12 protein-coding genes, 1 tRNA gene and 1 pseudogene are annotated in these 19,334 nt (G+C 30.5%); 7 read left to right on the plus strand and 7 right to left on the minus strand.

Features of this window, described 5'->3' with window-relative positions:
* Window positions 1–382 precede the first annotated feature (382 nt).
* The 6 genes and pseudogenes from dnaE (at window position 383) to V5787_RS03695 (ending at window position 8,764) form a co-directional block, all read left to right on the plus strand.
* The gene (dnaE, locus tag V5787_RS03670; protein WP_336891922.1) at window positions 383–4,882 is read left to right on the plus strand and encodes a DNA polymerase III subunit alpha; all 4,500 of its coding nucleotides are present in this window, start codon (window positions 383–385) and stop codon (window positions 4,880–4,882) included.
* A gap of 64 nt (window positions 4,883–4,946) precedes the next feature.
* Entirely contained in the window at window positions 4,947–6,071 is a 1,125-nt protein-coding gene (gene hemW / locus V5787_RS03675) for a radical SAM family heme chaperone HemW (protein WP_336891923.1), read from the plus strand.
* Window positions 6,072–6,315: 244 nt separating this feature from the next.
* Window positions 6,316–6,917 (plus strand): annotated as a pseudogene (locus V5787_RS03680) (hypothetical protein).
* Window positions 6,918–6,955: 38 nt separating this feature from the next.
* Window positions 6,956–7,303, plus strand: a complete 348-nt coding sequence (locus tag V5787_RS03685) for an MmcQ/YjbR family DNA-binding protein (RefSeq protein WP_336891924.1) — start codon at window positions 6,956–6,958, stop codon at window positions 7,301–7,303.
* A gap of 82 nt (window positions 7,304–7,385) precedes the next feature.
* Window positions 7,386–8,003 (plus strand): GDSL-type esterase/lipase family protein, encoded by a 618-nt coding sequence (locus tag V5787_RS03690; protein WP_336891925.1) that lies wholly within the window; start codon window positions 7,386–7,388, stop codon window positions 8,001–8,003.
* A gap of 32 nt (window positions 8,004–8,035) precedes the next feature.
* A complete protein-coding gene (locus V5787_RS03695) occupies window positions 8,036–8,764 on the plus strand; it encodes an alpha/beta hydrolase-fold protein (RefSeq protein ID WP_336891926.1) in 729 nt (242 codons plus the stop codon).
* A gap of 105 nt (window positions 8,765–8,869) precedes the next feature.
* On the opposite strand, the gene V5787_RS03700 is transcribed toward V5787_RS03695, so the two are convergent.
* Window positions 8,870–10,258, minus strand: a complete 1,389-nt coding sequence (locus V5787_RS03700; protein ID WP_336891927.1) for a dipeptidase — start codon at window positions 10,256–10,258, stop codon at window positions 8,870–8,872.
* Window positions 10,259–10,352: 94 nt separating this feature from the next.
* Between V5787_RS03700 and V5787_RS03705 the strand changes: the two genes are divergently transcribed.
* Window positions 10,353–10,434 (plus strand) — tRNA-Leu (locus V5787_RS03705).
* 513 nt (window positions 10,435–10,947) lie between these two features.
* On the opposite strand, the gene V5787_RS03710 is transcribed toward V5787_RS03705, so the two are convergent.
* From V5787_RS03710 to V5787_RS03735, 6 genes are all read right to left on the minus strand, one after another.
* Complete coding sequence (locus V5787_RS03710; protein WP_336891928.1) at window positions 10,948–12,777, minus strand: hypothetical protein; 1,830 nt, start codon at window positions 12,775–12,777, stop codon at window positions 10,948–10,950.
* A 46-nt stretch (window positions 12,778–12,823) separates the two neighbouring features.
* Window positions 12,824–16,000, minus strand: a complete 3,177-nt coding sequence (locus V5787_RS03715) for an efflux RND transporter permease subunit (RefSeq protein ID WP_336891929.1) — start codon at window positions 15,998–16,000, stop codon at window positions 12,824–12,826.
* Window positions 16,001–16,012: 12 nt separating this feature from the next.
* Complete coding sequence (gene lepB, locus V5787_RS03720; protein WP_336891930.1) at window positions 16,013–17,077, minus strand: signal peptidase I; 1,065 nt, start codon at window positions 17,075–17,077, stop codon at window positions 16,013–16,015.
* A 20-nt stretch (window positions 17,078–17,097) separates the two neighbouring features.
* A complete protein-coding gene (locus V5787_RS03725) occupies window positions 17,098–17,730 on the minus strand; it encodes a hypothetical protein (protein WP_336891931.1) in 633 nt (210 codons plus the stop codon).
* On the minus strand, window positions 17,727–18,785 hold the full coding sequence (locus V5787_RS03730) for a BF3164 family lipoprotein (protein ID WP_336891932.1): 1,059 nt from the start codon (window positions 18,783–18,785) through the stop codon (window positions 17,727–17,729). The genes V5787_RS03725 and V5787_RS03730 overlap by 4 nt, the downstream gene beginning before the upstream one ends.
* 61 nt (window positions 18,786–18,846) lie before the next feature.
* Window positions 18,847–19,086, minus strand: coding sequence for a hypothetical protein (locus V5787_RS03735; protein WP_336891933.1), 240 nt, complete (start codon window positions 19,084–19,086; stop codon window positions 18,847–18,849).
* Between the last annotated feature and the right edge of the window lie 248 nt (window positions 19,087–19,334).

The raw sequence follows: 19,334 nt of genomic DNA on the forward strand, positions 1-19,334 counted from the left end.
CACAAGAAAAGATGAAGGAAAATTCAGAAAATCACATGAAAACACTTCAAAATGACTGCAAAAGGGTAGTCAAATATTTTAAACATCACAACATAAAATATGCTGCGTAAAACTAACGATATATAGATGCGAGGTTAATAGTAACATCATAAAACTAAAACGTTTTGTTGCGTTACAACCTTGAATCCAAGTAAAAATTATTAACGGTTTGTTGCGTTACAACCTTGAATCCAAGAACTTCTTATAAGAAATAGAGACTTACTTAAATAATTCAAGACAGAATCATTCGTGATTTTGTCTTTTTTGTTGATAAATAGTTCTTTGTTTACCTTTAATTATTTGTACTTTTAAGGCTTCTAAAAAGACAGCAGACCATTTCTTTATGTATTTAATTTTTGACACCGAAACTACCGGATTGCCTAAGAGTTATAAGGCTCCAATGACAGATATTAATAACTGGCCAAGATGTATTCAAATTGCATGGCAGCTACATGATAAGATGGGGAGTGTAATTGAGCATGATAATTTTATTCTTCAACCGGAAGGCTTTAATATTCCTTTTGATTCAGAAAAAATACATGGAATTTCTACGGAACTGTGTCAGGAACAAGGAATTCCTTTGAAAGAAGGTCTAGAGCGTTTTAATAATATTTTAGGAAAGACCAAGTTTTTAGTCGGTCAAAATGTTACGTTTGATCTGAATATTATGGGAGCCGAATTTATTCGTGCTGGTATACAACCTAATTTTAAAGCATTTGAATTTGATAGCTTTGATTTAGAAGAATATAATTTTATTACCAAGCAGCCGAATAACAGAGTTATGACAATTGATGATTTAAAAGATCTCGATAAAAACGCTCTCGGTATTTTGGACACCTGTACAGAGTCCACTGCTACAATGTGTCAAATTTCTGGAGGTAGAGGAGGTAAGTTTAAACTACCAACCTTGACAGAATTACATAATTATTTGTTTGGTGTTGGTTTTGGTGAAGCTCATAATGCTACTGCCGATGTGGAAGCAACAACACGTTGTTTTTTTGAATTACTTAGAAGAGAGCGATTTACAAAAGAGCAATTGGATGTTCCGAAGGAGTATTTTATTGACTTTAAAAAGGAAAACCCAAGCCAGATTGAGCTTATAGGTTTAAAACACTTAAACCTTAAACAAGAGAGTGATAAAATTAGAAAACGCCAATCTTCTCAAGAAGGTACTAAAGGAAAAGGAGTTAATGTAAAAGAAAGTTTAAAAAAATTACAAGACGTTCCTTTTGCACATCTGCACAATCATACTCAATATTCTATTTTACAATCTACGATAGAAATTGGAGCTTTGGTAAATAATGCAGGAAAGCATAAAATGTCTGCCGTTGCCATGACAGATACTGCCAATATGATGGCAGCTTTTCATTTTACCAATGCAGTATCGAGTTATAACAAAGGAATCAAAGCCAAAAGAGAAGCAGCAGAGGAGTCTGGAGATTCTTTTGAAGAAAAGGAGTTGGTGCCGATTGTAGGCTGTGAATTTAATGTTTGTAAAGATCACAAGGATAAATCACAAAAAGACAATGGATATCAAGCTGTTTTGTTTGCAAAAAACAGAAATGGTTATCAAAACCTAGCTAAAATGTCTTCCATCGCTTTTGTAGATGGATTTTATTATATACCTCGTATCGACAGAGCAATTATTGAACAATATAAAGAAGATATAATTTTTTTAACGGGGAGCATGTTAGGAGAAGTTCCTAGTAAAATATTAAATGTTGGTGAAAAGCAGGCCGAAGATGCTTTGGTTTGGTGGAAAGAACAATTCGGAGACGATTTGTATATCGAATTAATGCGCCATGGTCAGGAAGATGAAAATGTAGTAAACAAAGTCTTGTTAAAGTTTGCGGAGCAATATGATGTTAAAATCATCGCAACAAACAATACTTTTTATATAAAGAAGGAAGACGCTAATGCTCATGACATTTTATTATGTGTAAAAGATGGGGAGAAACAAGCAACTCCAAAAGGTAGAGGAAGAGGGTATCGTTTTGGTTTGCCTAATGATGAATATTACTTTAAATCTCCAGAGGAGATGAAAGAGTTATTTGCAGATATTCCTGATGCAATAATTAATATTCAGGGGCTGGTTGACAAAATTACGCCCTTTACATTGGCAAGTGATGTATTGTTGCCTGCTTTTGATATTCCAGAGCGGTTTAGAGATGCAAAGGATTTAGAAGACGGTGGTAAACGTGGAGAAAATAACTATTTAAGCCATTTGGTGTATGAAGGTGCTAAAAAAAGGTATAAAGAAATTACACCTGAAATCAAAGAACGATTAGATTTAGAATTAGATGTAATTGAGAAAACGGGCTACCCTGGTTATTTTTTGATTGTTGAAGATTTTATTCGAGCTGCTCGTGATATGGAAGTTTCGGTAGGTCCAGGTCGTGGATCTGCTGCTGGTTCTGTGGCGGCTTATTGTTTGTGGATTACAAATATAGATCCTATAGAATATGATTTGCTTTTTGAGCGTTTTTTAAATCCAGAACGTATATCCATGCCCGATATTGATATTGATTTTGATGATGAAGGTCGTGGGCGTGTAATTGATTATGTTATTGATAAATATGGAGCCAATCAAGTAGCGCAAATTATTACCTATGGTACTATGGCGGCAAAATCTTCTATTCGAGATACTGCTCGTGTATTGGATTTGCCCTTGTATGAGGCAGATAGAGTTGCCAAGTTGATTCCGGGAATGAAGCTTAAGAAAATTTTTGGTTTAGACGACAAGGCCTTGTCCGACAAATTACGATCAGAGGAAGTTGAAATGGTAAAAGAGCTGAAAAGAATTTCCAAAGGAAGTGATTTGACAGCCGAAACAATAAACAAAGCCAGAATATTAGAGGGGTCGGTTAGAAATACAGGTATCCATGCCTGTGGAATAATTATTACTCCTGATGATATTACCAAATACGTACCAGTAGCTCTCGCTAAAGATTCAAACATGTATGTGACACAGTTTGATAACTCAGTTGTGGAAGATGCAGGCTTGTTGAAAATGGATTTCTTGGGGTTAAAGACCCTTACTTTAATCAAACATACTTGTAAGTTAGTAAAAGAACGTCATGATATAGATTTAGATCCAGAGGCTTTTCCTATTGACGATGTAAAAACATATGAGCTCTTTCAAAGAGGAGAAACCGTAGGGATATTCCAATATGAATCTGCAGGAATGCAGAAATATATGAAGGAATTAAAACCGACAGTTTTTGCGGATTTAATAGCGATGAATGCTTTGTATAGACCAGGTCCAATTGAATATATTCCTAGTTTTATCAATCGTAAACATGGAATTGAAGAGATTGTATACGATTTACCTGCGCCAGAGATGAAAGATCGTTTGGCGGAGACTTACGGAATTACGGTATACCAAGAGCAGGTGATGTTGCTTTCTCAGGATTTGGCTGGATTTACAAAAGGTCAAGCCGATACTTTGCGTAAGGCGATGGGTAAAAAGCAAATTGCTGTACTGGAAAAAATGAAACCTTTATTTATAAGTCAGGCTGAAGAAAGAGGGCATGCAAGGGTGCCTTTGGAGAAGATTTGGAAAGATTGGGAGGCTTTTGCATCCTATGCCTTTAACAAATCTCACTCTACATGTTACGCTTGGATTGCTTATCAAACAGCTTATTTAAAAGCACATTATCCTGCTGAATATATGGCAGCTGTATTGACTAATAATATGAATGACATCAAACAGGTGGCATTTTTTATGGAAGAATGTAAAAGAGGTGGATTGACTGTTTTAGGACCTGATGTAAATGAATCTTATTTAAAATTTTCTGTAAATGATGATGGAGCCATCCGATTTGGAATGGGAGCGATAAAAGGCGTGGGAGGATCTGCTGTTGAAGAGATCATCAAAGAACGAAAAGAAAATGGAAATTTCACTTCCATTTTTGATGTTGTCAAAAGAATTGATCTTAGAGTTGCTGGTAAAAAAGCCGTTGAAGGCTTGATTTTAGCTGGAGGTTTCGATTCTTTTACAAGTACCCATAGAGCACAGTATTATGTGCAAGATGAAAAGGGAGCTACTTTTTTAGAAAAAGCCTTAAAGTTTGGAAATAAATATCAGGAGAGTGAGAATTCATCTCAAGTATCTTTGTTTGGCGAAGCTTCTTCTATTACATTTCCAGAACCTGATATTCCAGGTTGTGATACTTGGGGAACCATGGAGTTACTAGCTAGAGAAAAAGAGGTTACAGGTATGTATATTTCTGCACACCCTCTGGATGATTTTAAAAATGAAATGCGTTTTTGTAATACGACACTTGCTGCTTTTAATGGAGATATGACTAATTATCTTGGACATAAATTAAGTATTGGTGCTATTTTAACAAGTGTAGAACACAGAGTCTCTAAAATGGGGAAAGGTTGGGCTACTTTTGTTGTAGAAGATTATGGAGATAGTCATGAATTTAGAATTTTTGGTAATGAATATTTACAGTTTAGACCTTTCTTAACAGAAAATATTTTTTTATATATTAATGCAATATTGCAGCCTGGATGGACAAATAAGGAAACAGGAATCCAAGGAGAACCTCGTTTGAGGTTTACAAATTTTATGTTGTTACATGATGTAATGGATGAAAAGTGTGAAAAGATTACGATTCAATTAAATATGAATGAGGTAACAGAAGAATATGTTCGTTTTTTACATAGTATTTTGTCTGATTATTCCATTGCAGGAAAACAAAAACTATCTTTTGCGCTTAGAGAACAAAAAGAAAAAATAGACCTGACCATGCCGAGTAGAGGTATGAAGATCAATGCGTCTCCAGAGTTTTTTAGCAGAATGGAAAAGGAGAATATTCGTTATAAGATTAATTAGCTATTTGTTTTTTGCCGTTAGCAATTAGCTAATGACGAGAAGCTAAAAGCCAAAAGCTAAAAAAATGTCAGGAATTTATATACATATCCCTTTTTGCAAACAGGCATGTCATTATTGCGATTTTCATTTCTCTACCTCATTAAAGTACAAAGAGAAAATGTTGTTTGCAATTCAAAAAGAGTTGATTCAAAGATCTGTTGATTTTAAAGAAGATGTGATTGAGACTATTTATTTTGGAGGAGGTACACCAAGTTTGTTAAGTCAAAAGGAAATTGATGCTTTTTTGGCTGTAATTTATTCTAATTTTTCGGTAATTGAATTTCCAGAGATTACATTAGAAGCAAACCCAGATGATTTGCATAATGCTAAGATTCTTGAATTATCGTCATCAAAGATAAATAGACTGAGTATAGGAGTTCAATCGTTTTTTGAGGATGATTTGAAAATGATGAATAGAGCTCATAACTCAAATGAAGCAATAGTTTGTTTAGATTTGGCAACCAAATACTTTGATAATATTACCGTAGATTTAATTTACGGAATTCCTAGTCTGACTCAAAAAGGTTGGGAACAGAATATGCAAATAATTTTTGATTTGGGCATCAATCATATTTCTTGTTATGCTTTAACGGTAGAAGACAAAACAGCTTTGGCTAGTTTTATTGATAGAAAAACATATCCTCCTGTGGATGAGGAGTTGGCCCTAAATCATTTTAATAGTTTGGTAGAGCAGGCTCAAAAAAATGGGTTTATACATTATGAAATATCAAACTTCGGAAAGCCAAATTATTTTTCTAAACATAATACGGCTTATTGGAAAGGCAAACGATATTTAGGAGTAGGACCTTCAGCACATTCTTATTATGATAATAAAAGGTATTGGAATATTGCTAATAATGCGAAATATATAAAAGCTTTGGAATCTGGAAACACCAGTTTTGAAAAGGAAGAACTTAGTATTAATGATCGGTTTAATGAAACTGTAATGATCGGTTTGCGTACTATTTACGGTGTTGACTTAGTGAAATTAAAAGCTGAATTTGGTGTAAAATATTTTGACTACTTATTAGCGGAAGCAAAACCTTTTATTAAAGAGAATACTTTGATGGTTTTAGATAACTGTTTAAAAACCACAGCTAGCGGAAAATTTTTAGCCGATGGAATAGCATCTGAATTGTTTTATGTGTAAACTTTAGTTTTAAAATAGTTACAAAAGTTAAGAAACCACCAGACAAATAACACCGTTGGTTTTCTCAATGTATAAACCAATGCCGAATAGTACAATTACCAGAAGCTATAGAGAAAAAAGTGAAACTGATAAAGCGGGTTACAAAAAAACAAGAGACATTATTGTTTAGGATGAAACCGTAGCGTGTTTTAAAACACTGAGTTAGTCATTTAATTTCTGTAACTTATACATTCAAAGATAAGGTATTGATATTTTTAATGGTCAAAATTTACTGAGCTTTATAAAAGAATTACGAAATGATGAAGCTTATAAGGCTTATTTGTCAAAAACAAAATGAGAAGATGGCTTTATTTGTAACAAATGCGGTGATAAAAGGTTGTAAAAAATCAAGTAATAATTATCATTGTTACTCTTGCAATCATGTAGAAAAGCACTACTGCTAACACGTTGTTTCACAAAGTGAAATTTGGTTTTCAAAAATCTTTTTGTGTTGTTTTTGAGATGTGTATAAGCAGTAAAAGTATCTCTAGTATTCAAATGGGGAAACGATTTAGTATTCGTCAAGGAACAGCTTGATGTTTTATGCGAAAAGTTAGAAAAGCAATGGAAAGCAGTCAGGAATATCCCCTCACAAAAATAGTGCATGTAGATGAGTTTACAGTGAGAGGTAAGGAACAAGGGAAGCAAGAAGGAAGAAGCTATGATTCAAAAAAGGAAAAGGCTAGTAATAGCGGTTGAATTAACGGATCACAATTCAAAGAATCCATTTTTCATAAAACAATTATTAGAATGGTTAAACAAAAACCAAAATATCAAAAAAACATAAAACAAATACTTACCATGTAGCTCAGTAATTGTATATTGAAACTTTTACAAAAGGAAAAATGAATATAGAAACACTTAGAGATTACTGTTTGTCAAAACCTCGGGTTACAGAAGGTTTTCCTTTTGATGAGGTCACTTTGGTTTTTAAGGTTGCAGGAAAAATGTTTGCCTTAACAGGTTTGGAAAAAACACCACCTCGTATAAATTTAAAATGCGATCCCGAAAAATCTTTAGATTTACAAGAGGCTTATGAACAAATTATGCCGGGATTTCATATGAATAAAAAACACTGGATTACCGTTGAATATACCAATTTGTCAGATTTTTTTTATGAATTAGTAGATCATTCTTATAAACTTGTTGTTGGGAGTTTTACTGAAAAACTACGTATTGAATTGAGATTGTAATTCTTGAAATTAGTAATTTACTAGTCTCTATTTTTAGGGTTTTTTTTATACATTTAAAAATTTAATTTAAAAGAGAATAACTGTGTTTTGGTATCATGATGATTTAGAGAGATTGGAGAAGAAAATTAACAGTTTGGATTACGAACCAAAATTAGTGTTTTATGGGAGCTCTTCATTTACTCAATGGGAAGAGTTGACTAAAATATTTGAGCAGTATAAACCTGTAAATCTTGGTTTTGGAGGTTCTACTCTCTCTGCCTGTACTTGGTTTTTTGAAAGAGTGTTTGAGAACATAAAAAAGCCAGAAGCGATTATTATTTATGCAGGTGATAATGACCTAGGTGATAATAGACACCCTGAAGAGGTGGTCTTGTTTTTTGAGAATTTATTAGCTAAAATACGTTTAAAATATGAAGATATTCCCTGTACTTTTATTTCAATAAAACCTAGTATAAGTAGATGGCATTTGTCTGGGAGTATTAGATATACCAACAGTAATATAAAAGAACTCTGTTTGAAAGATGCTAATTTTCATTTTTTAAATATTTACGATGCTATGCTGGACGCTAATGGATATCCTAATGAGGCTTATTTTATTGAAGATGGTTTGCATTTAAGTGAAAAAGGTTATGAATTGTGGAGTCTAAAAATGCAGAAAAATAAAGAGATATTTCCAACGAAAATTTCAGTAAAGAGGTGATGATTTAAATAAGAGAACCCCTGATATAAGCTATGAAAAGAACATATCATAAATGGTACAGTCCTAATTTAGAAAAAGAAATGGAATTGCTTGTCTTTGGTCACGGAGGTACTAAAGTTTTGTTTTTTCCACCTAGAATGGGGCGTTTTTATGATTATGAAAACTGGAATATTGTAGACTCTCTATCTACTAAAATTAACCAGGGTTATATACAGTTGTATTGTGTTGATAGTATTGATGTTGAGTCTTTTTATAATAATTTTATTCATCCGGTTTGTCGTATTTATCGTCATGCTCAGTACGAAAAATATATTATTAGAGAAGTTGTTCCCTTAGCCAATAAGATGAATCCGAGTTCTCATTTGATTTCAGCAGGTTGTAGCTTAGGAGCATACCACGCAGTAAATATTGCGTTGCGTTATCCGTATTTGTTTTGCAAAGTTGTTGGGATGAGTGGAAGATATGATTTAACGAAAAATAATGGGTGTTTTCAAGATTTGTTAAGTGGTTATCAGGATTCAGAAGTGTACTTTAATATGCCGAATCAGTATTTGAAAAACTTAATCTGTCCTAGAATTATATATGAGTTGAATCGATTGGATATTATTTTGGCGATTGGGAAAGAGGATGTGTTTTTGGCGAGTAATTTTTTGTTAAGCGGAACATTAAGGAGAAAGGAAATTTCCCATAATTTGTTTATTTGGGATGAAGAAGCGCATAAAGCCAAGTACTGGCGAAAAATGGTAGAAATTTATATTTGATTTTTGCATTGGTGATAGCAACGGCATCCTTTCTTATCCGCTCGCTTACTTTTTAAAGTTTGGAAAAAAGATACAGTGCATGGCACAAAGTGCAATGCCCGTATATTAACTCGATAATTCTGTAAAATATTTATAAAATAAAGGGATGGTTTCTATTCCTTTTAAGAAATTAAAAACACCAAAATGTTCGTTGGGTGAATGGATAGCATCACTGTCTAAACCGAATCCCATTAAGATAGATTTGCTGTTTAATTCATTTTCAAACAAAGCCACAATTGGTATGCTTCCACCAGATCTTTGGGGAATAGGAGTGCAATTAAAGGTTTTTTGGTATGCTTTTTTTGCGGCTAGGTAGCCGATATGATCAGTAGGAGTCACATATGGATGTCCACCGTGATGAGAAGTTGTTTCTACAGATACTGATTTAGGAGCGATGCTTTTAAAATAAGAGGAAAATAATTCTGAGATTTCTTTGTGATCTTGACCAGGTACCAATCGCATAGAAATTTTAGCATAAGCTTTGGAGGGAATAACGGTTTTTGCACCTTGTCCCGTATAACCTCCCCAGATTCCGTTTACGTCTAAAGTTGGACGTATCGAGTTTCTTTCGTTGGAGGTATAACCATTTTCTCCATGTACTTCTTGTATATTTAAAGACTTTTTATAATCGTCAAGAGAAAAGGGGGCTTTTGCCATTTCAGCTCTCTCTGCTAAAGAAAGTTCTTCAACATTGTTATAAAATCCTGGAATGGTAATTCTGTTGTCTGCGTCAAGCAGTTTAGAAATCATTTGAGTTAATATATTGATTGGATTGGCAACCGCTCCTCCATACAATCCAGAGTGTAAATCTCGATTTGGACCTGTAACGGTAACTTCCATATAAGACAAACCTCTAAGTCCAGTTGTAATAGAGGGCTGGGTATTAGAAATCATTCCCGTATCTGAAATAAGAATGATGTCGTTTTTTAATTTATGGGTATGTTCTTTAAGAAACCACTCCAAACTTGGAGATCCTATTTCTTCTTCTCCTTCTATCATAAATTTCACATTACAAGGAAGTTCGTTATTTTGAATCATGTATTCAAAAGCCTTGATATGCATAAACATTTGTCCTTTGTCATCACAGGCACCACGTGCATAAATAGCTCCTTCAGGGTGAATTTCGGTGGTTTTTATAACGGGTTCAAAAGGAGGTGAGTTCCAAAGTTCGATAGGATCTGCAGGTTGGACGTCATAATGCCCATAAACCAAAATAGTAGGTAGATTTTTATCGATGATTTTTTCACCATAAACAACTGGGTAACCTGGAGTTTCGCAGACTTCAACATTGTCACAACCTGCCTTTTCTAGATATGTTTTTACCAATTCTGCAGTATCTAATACATCTTGATTAAAAGCTGAATCAGCACTGATTGATGGAAGTTTTAAAATTTCAAACAATTCAGATAGGAATCTATCTTTTTGTAACTCAATGTATTGTTTTCTGTTTTTCATAACGACAAAAAAATGTTTCTCAAAAATAAGAAAAAAGAATGGAACTTCTTTGAAGTTTACAAGTAATGTGTATATTTGCAACCGCAATTATGATGCAGGCGTGGTGGAATTGGTAGACACGCTAGACTTAGGATCTAGTGCCGCGAGGTGTGAGAGTTCGAGTCTCTCCGCCTGTACAACAAGGGAAAGCTGACTTTATAAGTCAGCTTTTTTTGTTTCTAGGTAACACATTTCGGATCAAGTCCAAAAGTAGTTAGATTTACTAACCACGGATAGATATCAGTTATTAATCGTATTAATTTATGAAGTTTGAATTCCTGTTTCTCCATAGAAACACTTTTAATCATCTTATTCCTCTCTTTTGTTCTTTATTATTTTGTTCAATTTAATGAATTGTAAACTTAAGATGTATAAAGCTATAAATGTCTATTTATAGCTTTATATTTTTGTAGTTTTATATACTTAGAACTTTCTCTTTTTATATAAATGCACATTTATACTTTTATATAAAAAGAGAAACTGTACGTGACGCCTGCCGCTTAGGCTCATTTTAAAAATCAGTTGATTTTTTGAGCATTGTTATGAATAGAAAAATCAAATTATTTTGAAAACGGAAAAAAGAAACAGACAAAGTTTAAATTATACTCTTAATAATTTTACTTGTTAAAAATTGTAGTATTTTTATATATTTACTCAGAAGAACCTGGCCAAAATTGCTTTCCATTTTCATCAATTGTAAAAACATGTTCTTCTTTTCCTTTAGTAAGGTTTTTTAACCAGAATAAAGAATTTTTGGGCACATTATATCTAAGTAGTGTATCTGCTGCTATTTTTCTTCCTAATGATTTCCATTTTTTATTCCAAAAAAACAATTCATATTCTTCTCCAATATTAATATGATTATCATCATTCCTAACTTGAAACTCAATAAAACCTATATGTTTTGGTTTACTAAACTTTAACCCTAACGAAAAATCTTTACCTCCTGACAAAGACAAAGGGTCATTATCAAAAGCACCATTTTCCCAAATAAGATTTACATTATTTTCTTTTACGACTTCTCCTAATAATATTTTTCTATCAGCATCGTAAAAAGCTAATCTTGCTAAAAAAGATTCTTTTTTATTCGAATAAAAACGAACGTATTTAAACTTGTATTTTGCTTTTAACTTTATTTTAGTTATATGAGTACTATTAAAATTAGATATCTCATATAAAGTTTTTGCATTTTTAAACTCCTTATTATCACTTCCTTGAAATAAGCCGCCGTTTATGTTTCTTATCCAATTTATTTTTGATTTATTTCTCTTGGAACTTAACCCAATCTTTCTAGTTAGCTCTACATATTCCAAAATAGATTCAGATGGTTTAAAAAAATGAACCTTTTTTTTATTATCAATATAAAATGGATAATTTACAGGCATATTACTTCTATTAACCGGCATGTATAATACATTGACTCCAATATTATTATAGGTGTTTTTTTCATTTTTAAATGTACCTAATGCTATTGGGCTCCAACCTCTATTAATATCAAAAACACATAATAAAGGTGTAGAATTAGTAACATTAAATATATTTTCAACTTGTATGTTAACTGTCGGAACATATTCTGCTGTAACATCTTTATGAAATTGAGATAGTGTATTTTCTATCTTTTGACAACTATACATTTTTCTAATAACTTTAGGAAGACTTTCTCCTTTGAATTTGTTTTTCATATCCTCATAACCTTCTAAACCTGCTGAATATTCCTCTTTACCATACTTCGTGTAAATCCAAGAGTGTCCAGAAGAATGATGATTTCCCCAATGGGATACCATATCTTTTGTACAAATAATTCCAATAGCTCTAAAAGCATTAACTAAATAATTGACCCCATCATCACATAACCCCAACTTCGATTTTTCAATTTGATTTATACTTAAAGGAACAGGGTAATAATTTTTTATTTTATTCATATTTACAAATCCAAATTCAGAAGTTATTGAATCTATTACAAATCTTAAAGTAGCTCCCTTCTCTATATATTTGTATACCCATTCATACTTTTTGAATAATTTTTCACGGCTATTTTTTTCAATAGGTTCATCATCACTTTTATATGGCAAAATATAATTACAAAAATCATCAAAAGAGGCCCGTTTATTTTTCGGGATTTTGTTCCATGCGTTAAATGATAATTCAATGTTTTTAATAATGAAATCAGATGTTAAAATCTTAATATCAAAAAGTAATTCAGCTCTATTAGAAGTGGTCTTTGATATTGAATCTAACATTCTTCCAAAAATATCTCGACGTAAAATACATTTAGGATACTTATCAATACTATCAAAAGCAGCTTCAAATCCATTAATAACTTTATATGACTTATGGTTTCGCATGTTTTCAATAAGAAAAACAGCTGCTTTATATTTTAAACTATCTGCTGGAATCGTACTATAATAATCCAATACTTTTTCTAGCTCTGGTCTATTATCACCAGATTCCTTTAATGTCAATTCTAGGTTTTTATTCATTTTTGAACATGAAAACATAGTTATTAAACAAAGAATGGATAAGCAATTAAACAGTTGTTTCATCATGATAATTATGCATTAGTTTATTATTATTTTTTAATACGAAAATTGGCAAATAAAAGAATAGACCAATTAAAGAGAATAACAAGCCACCAATTGAGCCAACGGCAAATGAAAACCAAAAAGCTTCGTTTTGACCACTCCACACAAAAGGAATTAACCCAACAATTGTTGACACAATAGTTAGAATAACAGGAACTATTTTATAATTAAATGCTTTAAAATAGAGAAAACTAAAATTTCTTCTCGGATATTGAATTTTTAGATTATTAAAATCATTAACAATATACAATGCTGAATTTACACTAATACCGCTTAATAATATAAAAGAAGCATAACCACCTTGATCGAAGTTAAAATCAAACAGGTAAAAAGTTAAAAATACGCCAATAAATGAGATAGGAATCATACTGATTATTGCGAAGGGTTGTTTTAAGGACTCTAGTAGTATGGAACAGATAAAAAAGATAATACCAATTACTATAAATAAATAATAATACTGTTTCTTATCTTTTTTATTCCATCTGTTATATTTTTGTTCAAATACCTTATAACCTAGTGGTAATTTAGGTTCAAAACTTTCTATAGCTCTTTCTCTAACTCTTTGAGCTAATAGTGCTGTGCCAAGAAAATCAAACGCTACTGTTAAACTATATTGTTGATTATTCTTTTTAATGGTATTACCTGTTTTCTTCTTTTCTACAGTTGCTAATTGGTCTAACTTATATTGTTTGTTTTGTATGGTTATTGGTGTGTGTTTTAAATCCCATATATTAAATTTCTTGTACTTATCTGAGACTAGCTTAACATGCTGTAATTCGTTATTTTGAATAACAGAAGGCAGTTGACCCACATATACTTGATTTTTCAAATACCCGTAGAGCTGTCTTTGAGAAACGTTGGCAAGCGCTAATTTATCAGTATTAAAATCTAGGTAATATTCATACAAGGCATTATCTCCATAAGCTCTACTAGTTATTTCTATGTCTTTCACTCTAAAATTAGAACTATCTATCAATTGTTGCTGCAACTGTTCTGCATAACCGTATAATTTATCATAATTATAACCTTCTAATATGATTTTGTTTTGTTTAGACCCTGAACCTAATGCATTAGAAAAACCTCTTCCAACACCACTAACAGACCAATCTAATCCTCCTAAACTAATTGCTTTTGATTCTATTAAACTTTTTAAAGTATACGGAAAACCACTAAATTCATAATCTTTTTTAAAGTAAATAGCAATATTAGAATTTCTATAACTAGATATTCTGGTTTCAAATAATTCTATTTCATCAAAACGACTCAAATATTGCTCCATTTTTGTAATGGCTTCATTCAATTGTTGAATGGTACATCCATCTGGCATGCTACCTGTAACTCTTAAAGTCGTTCTTTCTGGTTCTGAATAATAAGAATTCTCAAAAACATCTTCTGTAAATAATCTTAATGACCCTCCAATTACTTTTTCTAAAGTGGGTCTTATATCATTTGTAAAACCTTCATTACCTATACTTTTATTATAAATTTCAGTAAAAAAACCATCTCCTTTTATTTCTTTAGGTAAAAACTGAAATGGGATTCCAAAACCTAAAATAAATAACAAAATGAATGCCCATTTATAGCGTGGTTTTTTCATCCAAAGAATAACTCGTGTATAAAAATTGGTAAATCGTATAATTCTCCTTTTTCTCTTTCTAGAAAAATGAATTCGTTTTTTTGATATATTTATTTTATCTAAAAGAGCAGGTACATAATACAAAGACACTACTAAAGAAACGCCTATATTTATGGCAATTACCAGAGCAAAATCTAATAAATCTGCCTGTTGATTTTCCTTCAATAAAAAAATAATCATTAATGCACCAATAGTTGTTAGCGTTGCTGCTAAAATGGCTAAAAATGCTTTTTTATTGCCTTTATTTCTGATATGATCAATCATAATAATACTATTATCTATGATGATGCCAAAAGAAATAGTAATCCCTGCAAAAGAATATAATTGGAGTTCTACTTGAAACAAGTAATAAAAAATAATTGCAATTAATAAATTGGTAATGATGCTTAAAAATAAAATAAGTAAGTACTTAAAACTTCTATTAATAATCAAAATTAAGATTAATAGAATAAGAAAAGAAAACAACGTCCGTTTTTGAATTTTATATAATTCTTCCACTACATATTCTGTAGTGTCTTGTGTTAGTTTTATGCTGTAACCTTTATCTAATTGGGCATTTAAACTTGTAACTTTTGCTTTAACTGTTTGCGCCAAATCAATGGTATTTACATCTTGCTCTGCATAAACAGTCATATTTATACTGTTTACCCCATTTATTCTATAGTAACTGTTTACAACAGCCTCTTTATAGGTAACTTTGGCGATGTTTTCTAAATAAATAATTCTATTTCCTATCTTTTTGATAGGAATTTTATGCCAATTAATTTCAGCATCTCCTTTATACCCTAAACTTAATGCTATTTCATAAGTATCAGCATCGTTATTTGCTTTGTAAACACCACTTCCTAATTCTTGCTCTTTAAGATACACATTAATTGCTTTTTGAATATCACTTACAGACAATTGTAATTGCAATAGTTTGTTGGTATTGTATGTTATCACCCACTCAAAAGGAGCTGCTCCATAAATAGTAACTTTACTAACCCCTTTTAAAGTTGATACTTGAGGTAAAATATGTTTTTCTGCATATTTTTTAATGTAGTTAGGACTCTCAACGGCATGTATGCTATACGATAAAATAGGTGCCTTATTTTCATTAGGTGTACTTAGCGATAAGCTTGGGTAACTAACACCTTCTGGAAGTTCTGAATACGATTGGCGAATAAGATTTGCCAATTCAAAGCGAACTGCATCCATATTGGTGTTTTTTTTAAACCCAATAACAATATTTCCACGTCCTTTATTAGAGGTTGAACGTATATTTTTTATGCCTTTAACCGTATTAAAAACACCTTCTAACCTTGCAGTTACTTCTTGCTCTATCACTTTAGCAGAAGCATCTTGCCAGCTGTAACTTACATTAATAGCAGGTAAAACTTTTGAAGGCGCTAATTGCACACTCAATAAAGGAATTAAGCAAGCCCCAATAATTGATAAACAGATAAAAAGAGTAAGAATAGAAAATGAAGAAAATTTAAGTTTCATATCTTAATTGGTCTAATTTACACTTTTAAAAAAGCGATTCCATTGAAATTTATCTTGATAATTAGAATACAGCACACATTGTACTTTACCAATAATATTCTGTTCTGGAATAAACCCATAGTATCTAGAATCTAGTGAACTACTTCTATTATCTCCCATCATAAAATAATAGTCTTGGGTAAATGTATAGGTTTCTACCTTTTTATTGTTAATATAATACGCTCCATTACGTTTTGCCAATTTACATTTTTCTGATTTACGAATTGCTTTTTTATAGATTGAAAAACTCTCCTCATTTAATATTATTTGCATTCCTTTTTTAGGAACGACTACAGGCCCCATATTATCTAATGACCAATTACTATTCATAGGTTGAAAGAACAACCCTTTTCTATTTAAAGTATCTATTTTAATATTAACACTTTCTATTAGCCTAGTATTTTTTAAGACTTCTAGCTCTAGTAGAGATAAATTTGATTGATATATATCTAATTTATCTTGACTTATAGAAACACTCTTTAAACCCAAAGAATCTAAAACATTATATAGTTTTTTTTCATCTGTAACATTAAAAATATAGTTGTGTTTTACATTTTTAGAATCGTTAAAATAGATATTGTTTGTATAAACAAAACTATTCTCAATTTTTAAAGTCTCTCCTGGTAATGCAACACAACGTTTTACCAAAATATAATCTTTACGCCATGTAGAATTAAATACCATAATATCTCCTTGTTGTATTTGTGAAGTACCCAAAATACGCTTGTAAGGCCACCAATATTCTTTTATTCTTTTTCTGGCATTGTCATTAAAATAAAAAGCAATGTTTATAAAAGGAATATCAAAAGGAGAACGTGGTAATCTCGGACCATATTTTAGTTTATTTACTAAAATAACATCATTAGTAAATAACCTGTTTTCCATTGAGGAACTTGGTATTTTATAAATATCAAAAAAAAACAACTTAAAAATAACACAAAAAAAAACAATTAAATTTATTGTTGTAATAAATTTAATTGTTTTAAGCAAAAATCTATTGTTTATTTTTTTTAATGTTAAACAATAAAAAAGAAACATAAAATTAATTTTTTTATAAATCACTTAATTTGAATACCTCCAATTATTTTTGTTGGAATACTGTTTGAATTCTCTCTTTTATTTAATTCTTTAAAATAGAGTTCTTTTGTTTCTTCTGAATAAATAGGATTTCCCATTAAAATTATATTATTATTATTATCAGTTAATACGGTTTCGAAGTGAGTCGACACCTTCATAAAAGGATTTTTTTCAATAAATTTATTTTCGTTATCAAAAAAAATAGGATAAGAAAAACCTTTAAGTTTATTAGACTCAAAAATACTTTTAATTAATTCAAAATTATCTTTAGAACTACAAATTAAATAGATAGAAGTTCTAACTTTTATGAAGTCTGGAACTAAACTATCCCAATTTTTAATTCCATCAATACAAGAAGAACAAGATACGTTTATGTGTGAGAATATTTTGTAACTAGCAAACGACATTTGAAGACTATCAGCAATAATATTTGGGAAAGAATTGTACGATTTTAATTTAGTTGGTAATATTATTTTTTTTCCTAAAGTTTTCTCTACAGTATTTGTTAAACTAGTCTCTAGTTTACTATTAGTTGTGTTTTTACATGACAATATTGAACAAACAGTAACTAATATTATTATATATTTAATTGGTGAAAATGTCTTTGAAATCATATTTTATTTTTCATTATGTGACCGTTTTTAGGGTCGTATATATAAATGTCTTTATCATTTTTTGATACAGCAATACTAAAAGCCTCTCTATCTAAAATTAATTTTTTTATTGGATTTCCATTCCAATCATATACAAAAACATACATACCAAAATTAGAATTTTTAGTATTAAATAATTTCCCTGAATACAAAGCATAAATATAGTTATCTGTTACTGCACAATTGACAAAAGAAATTCTAGTTTTGGAATTTCTAGCCATAATACTCATAGACTTAATTGACATTGAATTAAAATCTGCATAAAACATTTCAGGTCCATGTATTGCAATACTTTTTGTTGTGTTAGAATCAAATATTTCTATAATATCAGAAAATCTATATATTAAAACAATCTTATCATCAGAGGGTTTAGATAGGATAAAAGGTTCATATGCTGTTTTATAAGAGCTAAAGGGTTTATCTTCTGGAAGATATTTAAATTCGCCAAATTGTTTTTTTATTTTCCCTGTAAATAAGTCAACCTTCTGAACTTTAAATAAAGAATTAATATAGCCTACTCCAAAAAGATTAAGACTATCTTGGTACTCCATCATATAGAAATTATTTTCAATAGGGTATTCTTTAAATAAAGGTTTATTGTTATTTGATGTTTTCTTCTCTATGTCTGCCACTAATATTTTATTTAGTGATAAATCATGTAACCAAAGAATATTATTTTTTAATCCAGAAGACATACCTCCTATAGCTTCTCCTGGCCCTTTACCCCCAGGTAAATATCCTTTTGATAGGGAATCATTCTTTAAGAAATAATTATAAAAAAAAAAATCTCTTTTTCCATCTAAATTAAAGATTATCAATGCCGAATCTTTAATGTAAATCTTTCCTACAACCCCTTTTTTAAAATCTACAACCTTTTTAAATTTAATCGTATCTTTTTGTTTAAAACTTGTAAAAGTTTTTATATTTTCATTAATAACTATATTAGAATCTTCTTTACATGAAAAAAAAGATAAAAAGGTAATTAAAGTTAATGCATATATTTTTAAGTTATCCATATTATTTATATAATAAAGTTTTGAGATAAATAAAATTATCTCAAAACTATTTATTTTTCAGTTAAATACCACAATTAGATCCATTCCAAACATTATGGCAATTAGTAACATTTACAAAAGTTGCCTTACACATTTGAAAGTATAGAAATTCGCAACCATTTACTTGAATACCCTCTGCATTAGCCGTATTACTGGCAATTATACTAGATAGACTTATGTCTTTATCAGTTTCTACATTTGTATTTATAAAAAAAGTTAAGGCGAATATAGCCACTCCTAATATTCCTAGTATTTTTTTCATTTTATTAAATTTTAATTTATTTATTGTTTTTTTTTAAAAAGTTTAAAAAGGAAATACTACTTTTACAAAATATTAAATAGCCTATTCCTTAAAGCTATTTAGTCGATAAAAAATTAAAGACTTCCTCTGGGTATTTGGTCTTATTTCATAGACATAATTTTTAGTTAATTAATTAGGTGATACTATTTTAGTTATTTATAAATACTTGGAGGATTTTTGTGAGTAAACAATTTCTCGACAATTAACTA

The organism is Flavicella sp. (genome assembly GCF_037132785.1).
Lineage (GTDB): Bacteria > Bacteroidota > Bacteroidia > Flavobacteriales > Flavobacteriaceae > Flavicella.

Coding starts and splice junctions, on each gene's coding strand:
- dnaE (WP_336891922.1), top strand. CDS start 383: ATGTATTTAATTTTTGACACCGAAACTACCGGATTGCCTAAGAGTTAT.
- hemW (WP_336891923.1), top strand. CDS start 4,947: ATGTCAGGAATTTATATACATATCCCTTTTTGCAAACAGGCATGTCAT.
- V5787_RS03685 (WP_336891924.1), top strand. CDS start 6,956: ATGAATATAGAAACACTTAGAGATTACTGTTTGTCAAAACCTCGGGTT.
- V5787_RS03695 (WP_336891926.1), top strand. CDS start 8,036: ATGAAAAGAACATATCATAAATGGTACAGTCCTAATTTAGAAAAAGAA.
- V5787_RS03700 (WP_336891927.1), bottom strand. CDS start 10,258: ATGAAAAACAGAAAACAATACATTGAGTTACAAAAAGATAGATTCCTA.
- V5787_RS03710 (WP_336891928.1), bottom strand. CDS start 12,777: ATGAATAAAAACCTAGAATTGACATTAAAGGAATCTGGTGATAATAGA.
- V5787_RS03715 (WP_336891929.1), bottom strand. CDS start 16,000: ATGAAACTTAAATTTTCTTCATTTTCTATTCTTACTCTTTTTATCTGT.
- lepB (WP_336891930.1), bottom strand. CDS start 17,077: ATGTTTCTTTTTTATTGTTTAACATTAAAAAAAATAAACAATAGATTT.
- V5787_RS03725 (WP_336891931.1), bottom strand. CDS start 17,730: ATGATTTCAAAGACATTTTCACCAATTAAATATATAATAATATTAGTT.
- V5787_RS03730 (WP_336891932.1), bottom strand. CDS start 18,785: ATGGATAACTTAAAAATATATGCATTAACTTTAATTACCTTTTTATCT.
- V5787_RS03735 (WP_336891933.1), bottom strand. CDS start 19,086: ATGAAAAAAATACTAGGAATATTAGGAGTGGCTATATTCGCCTTAACT.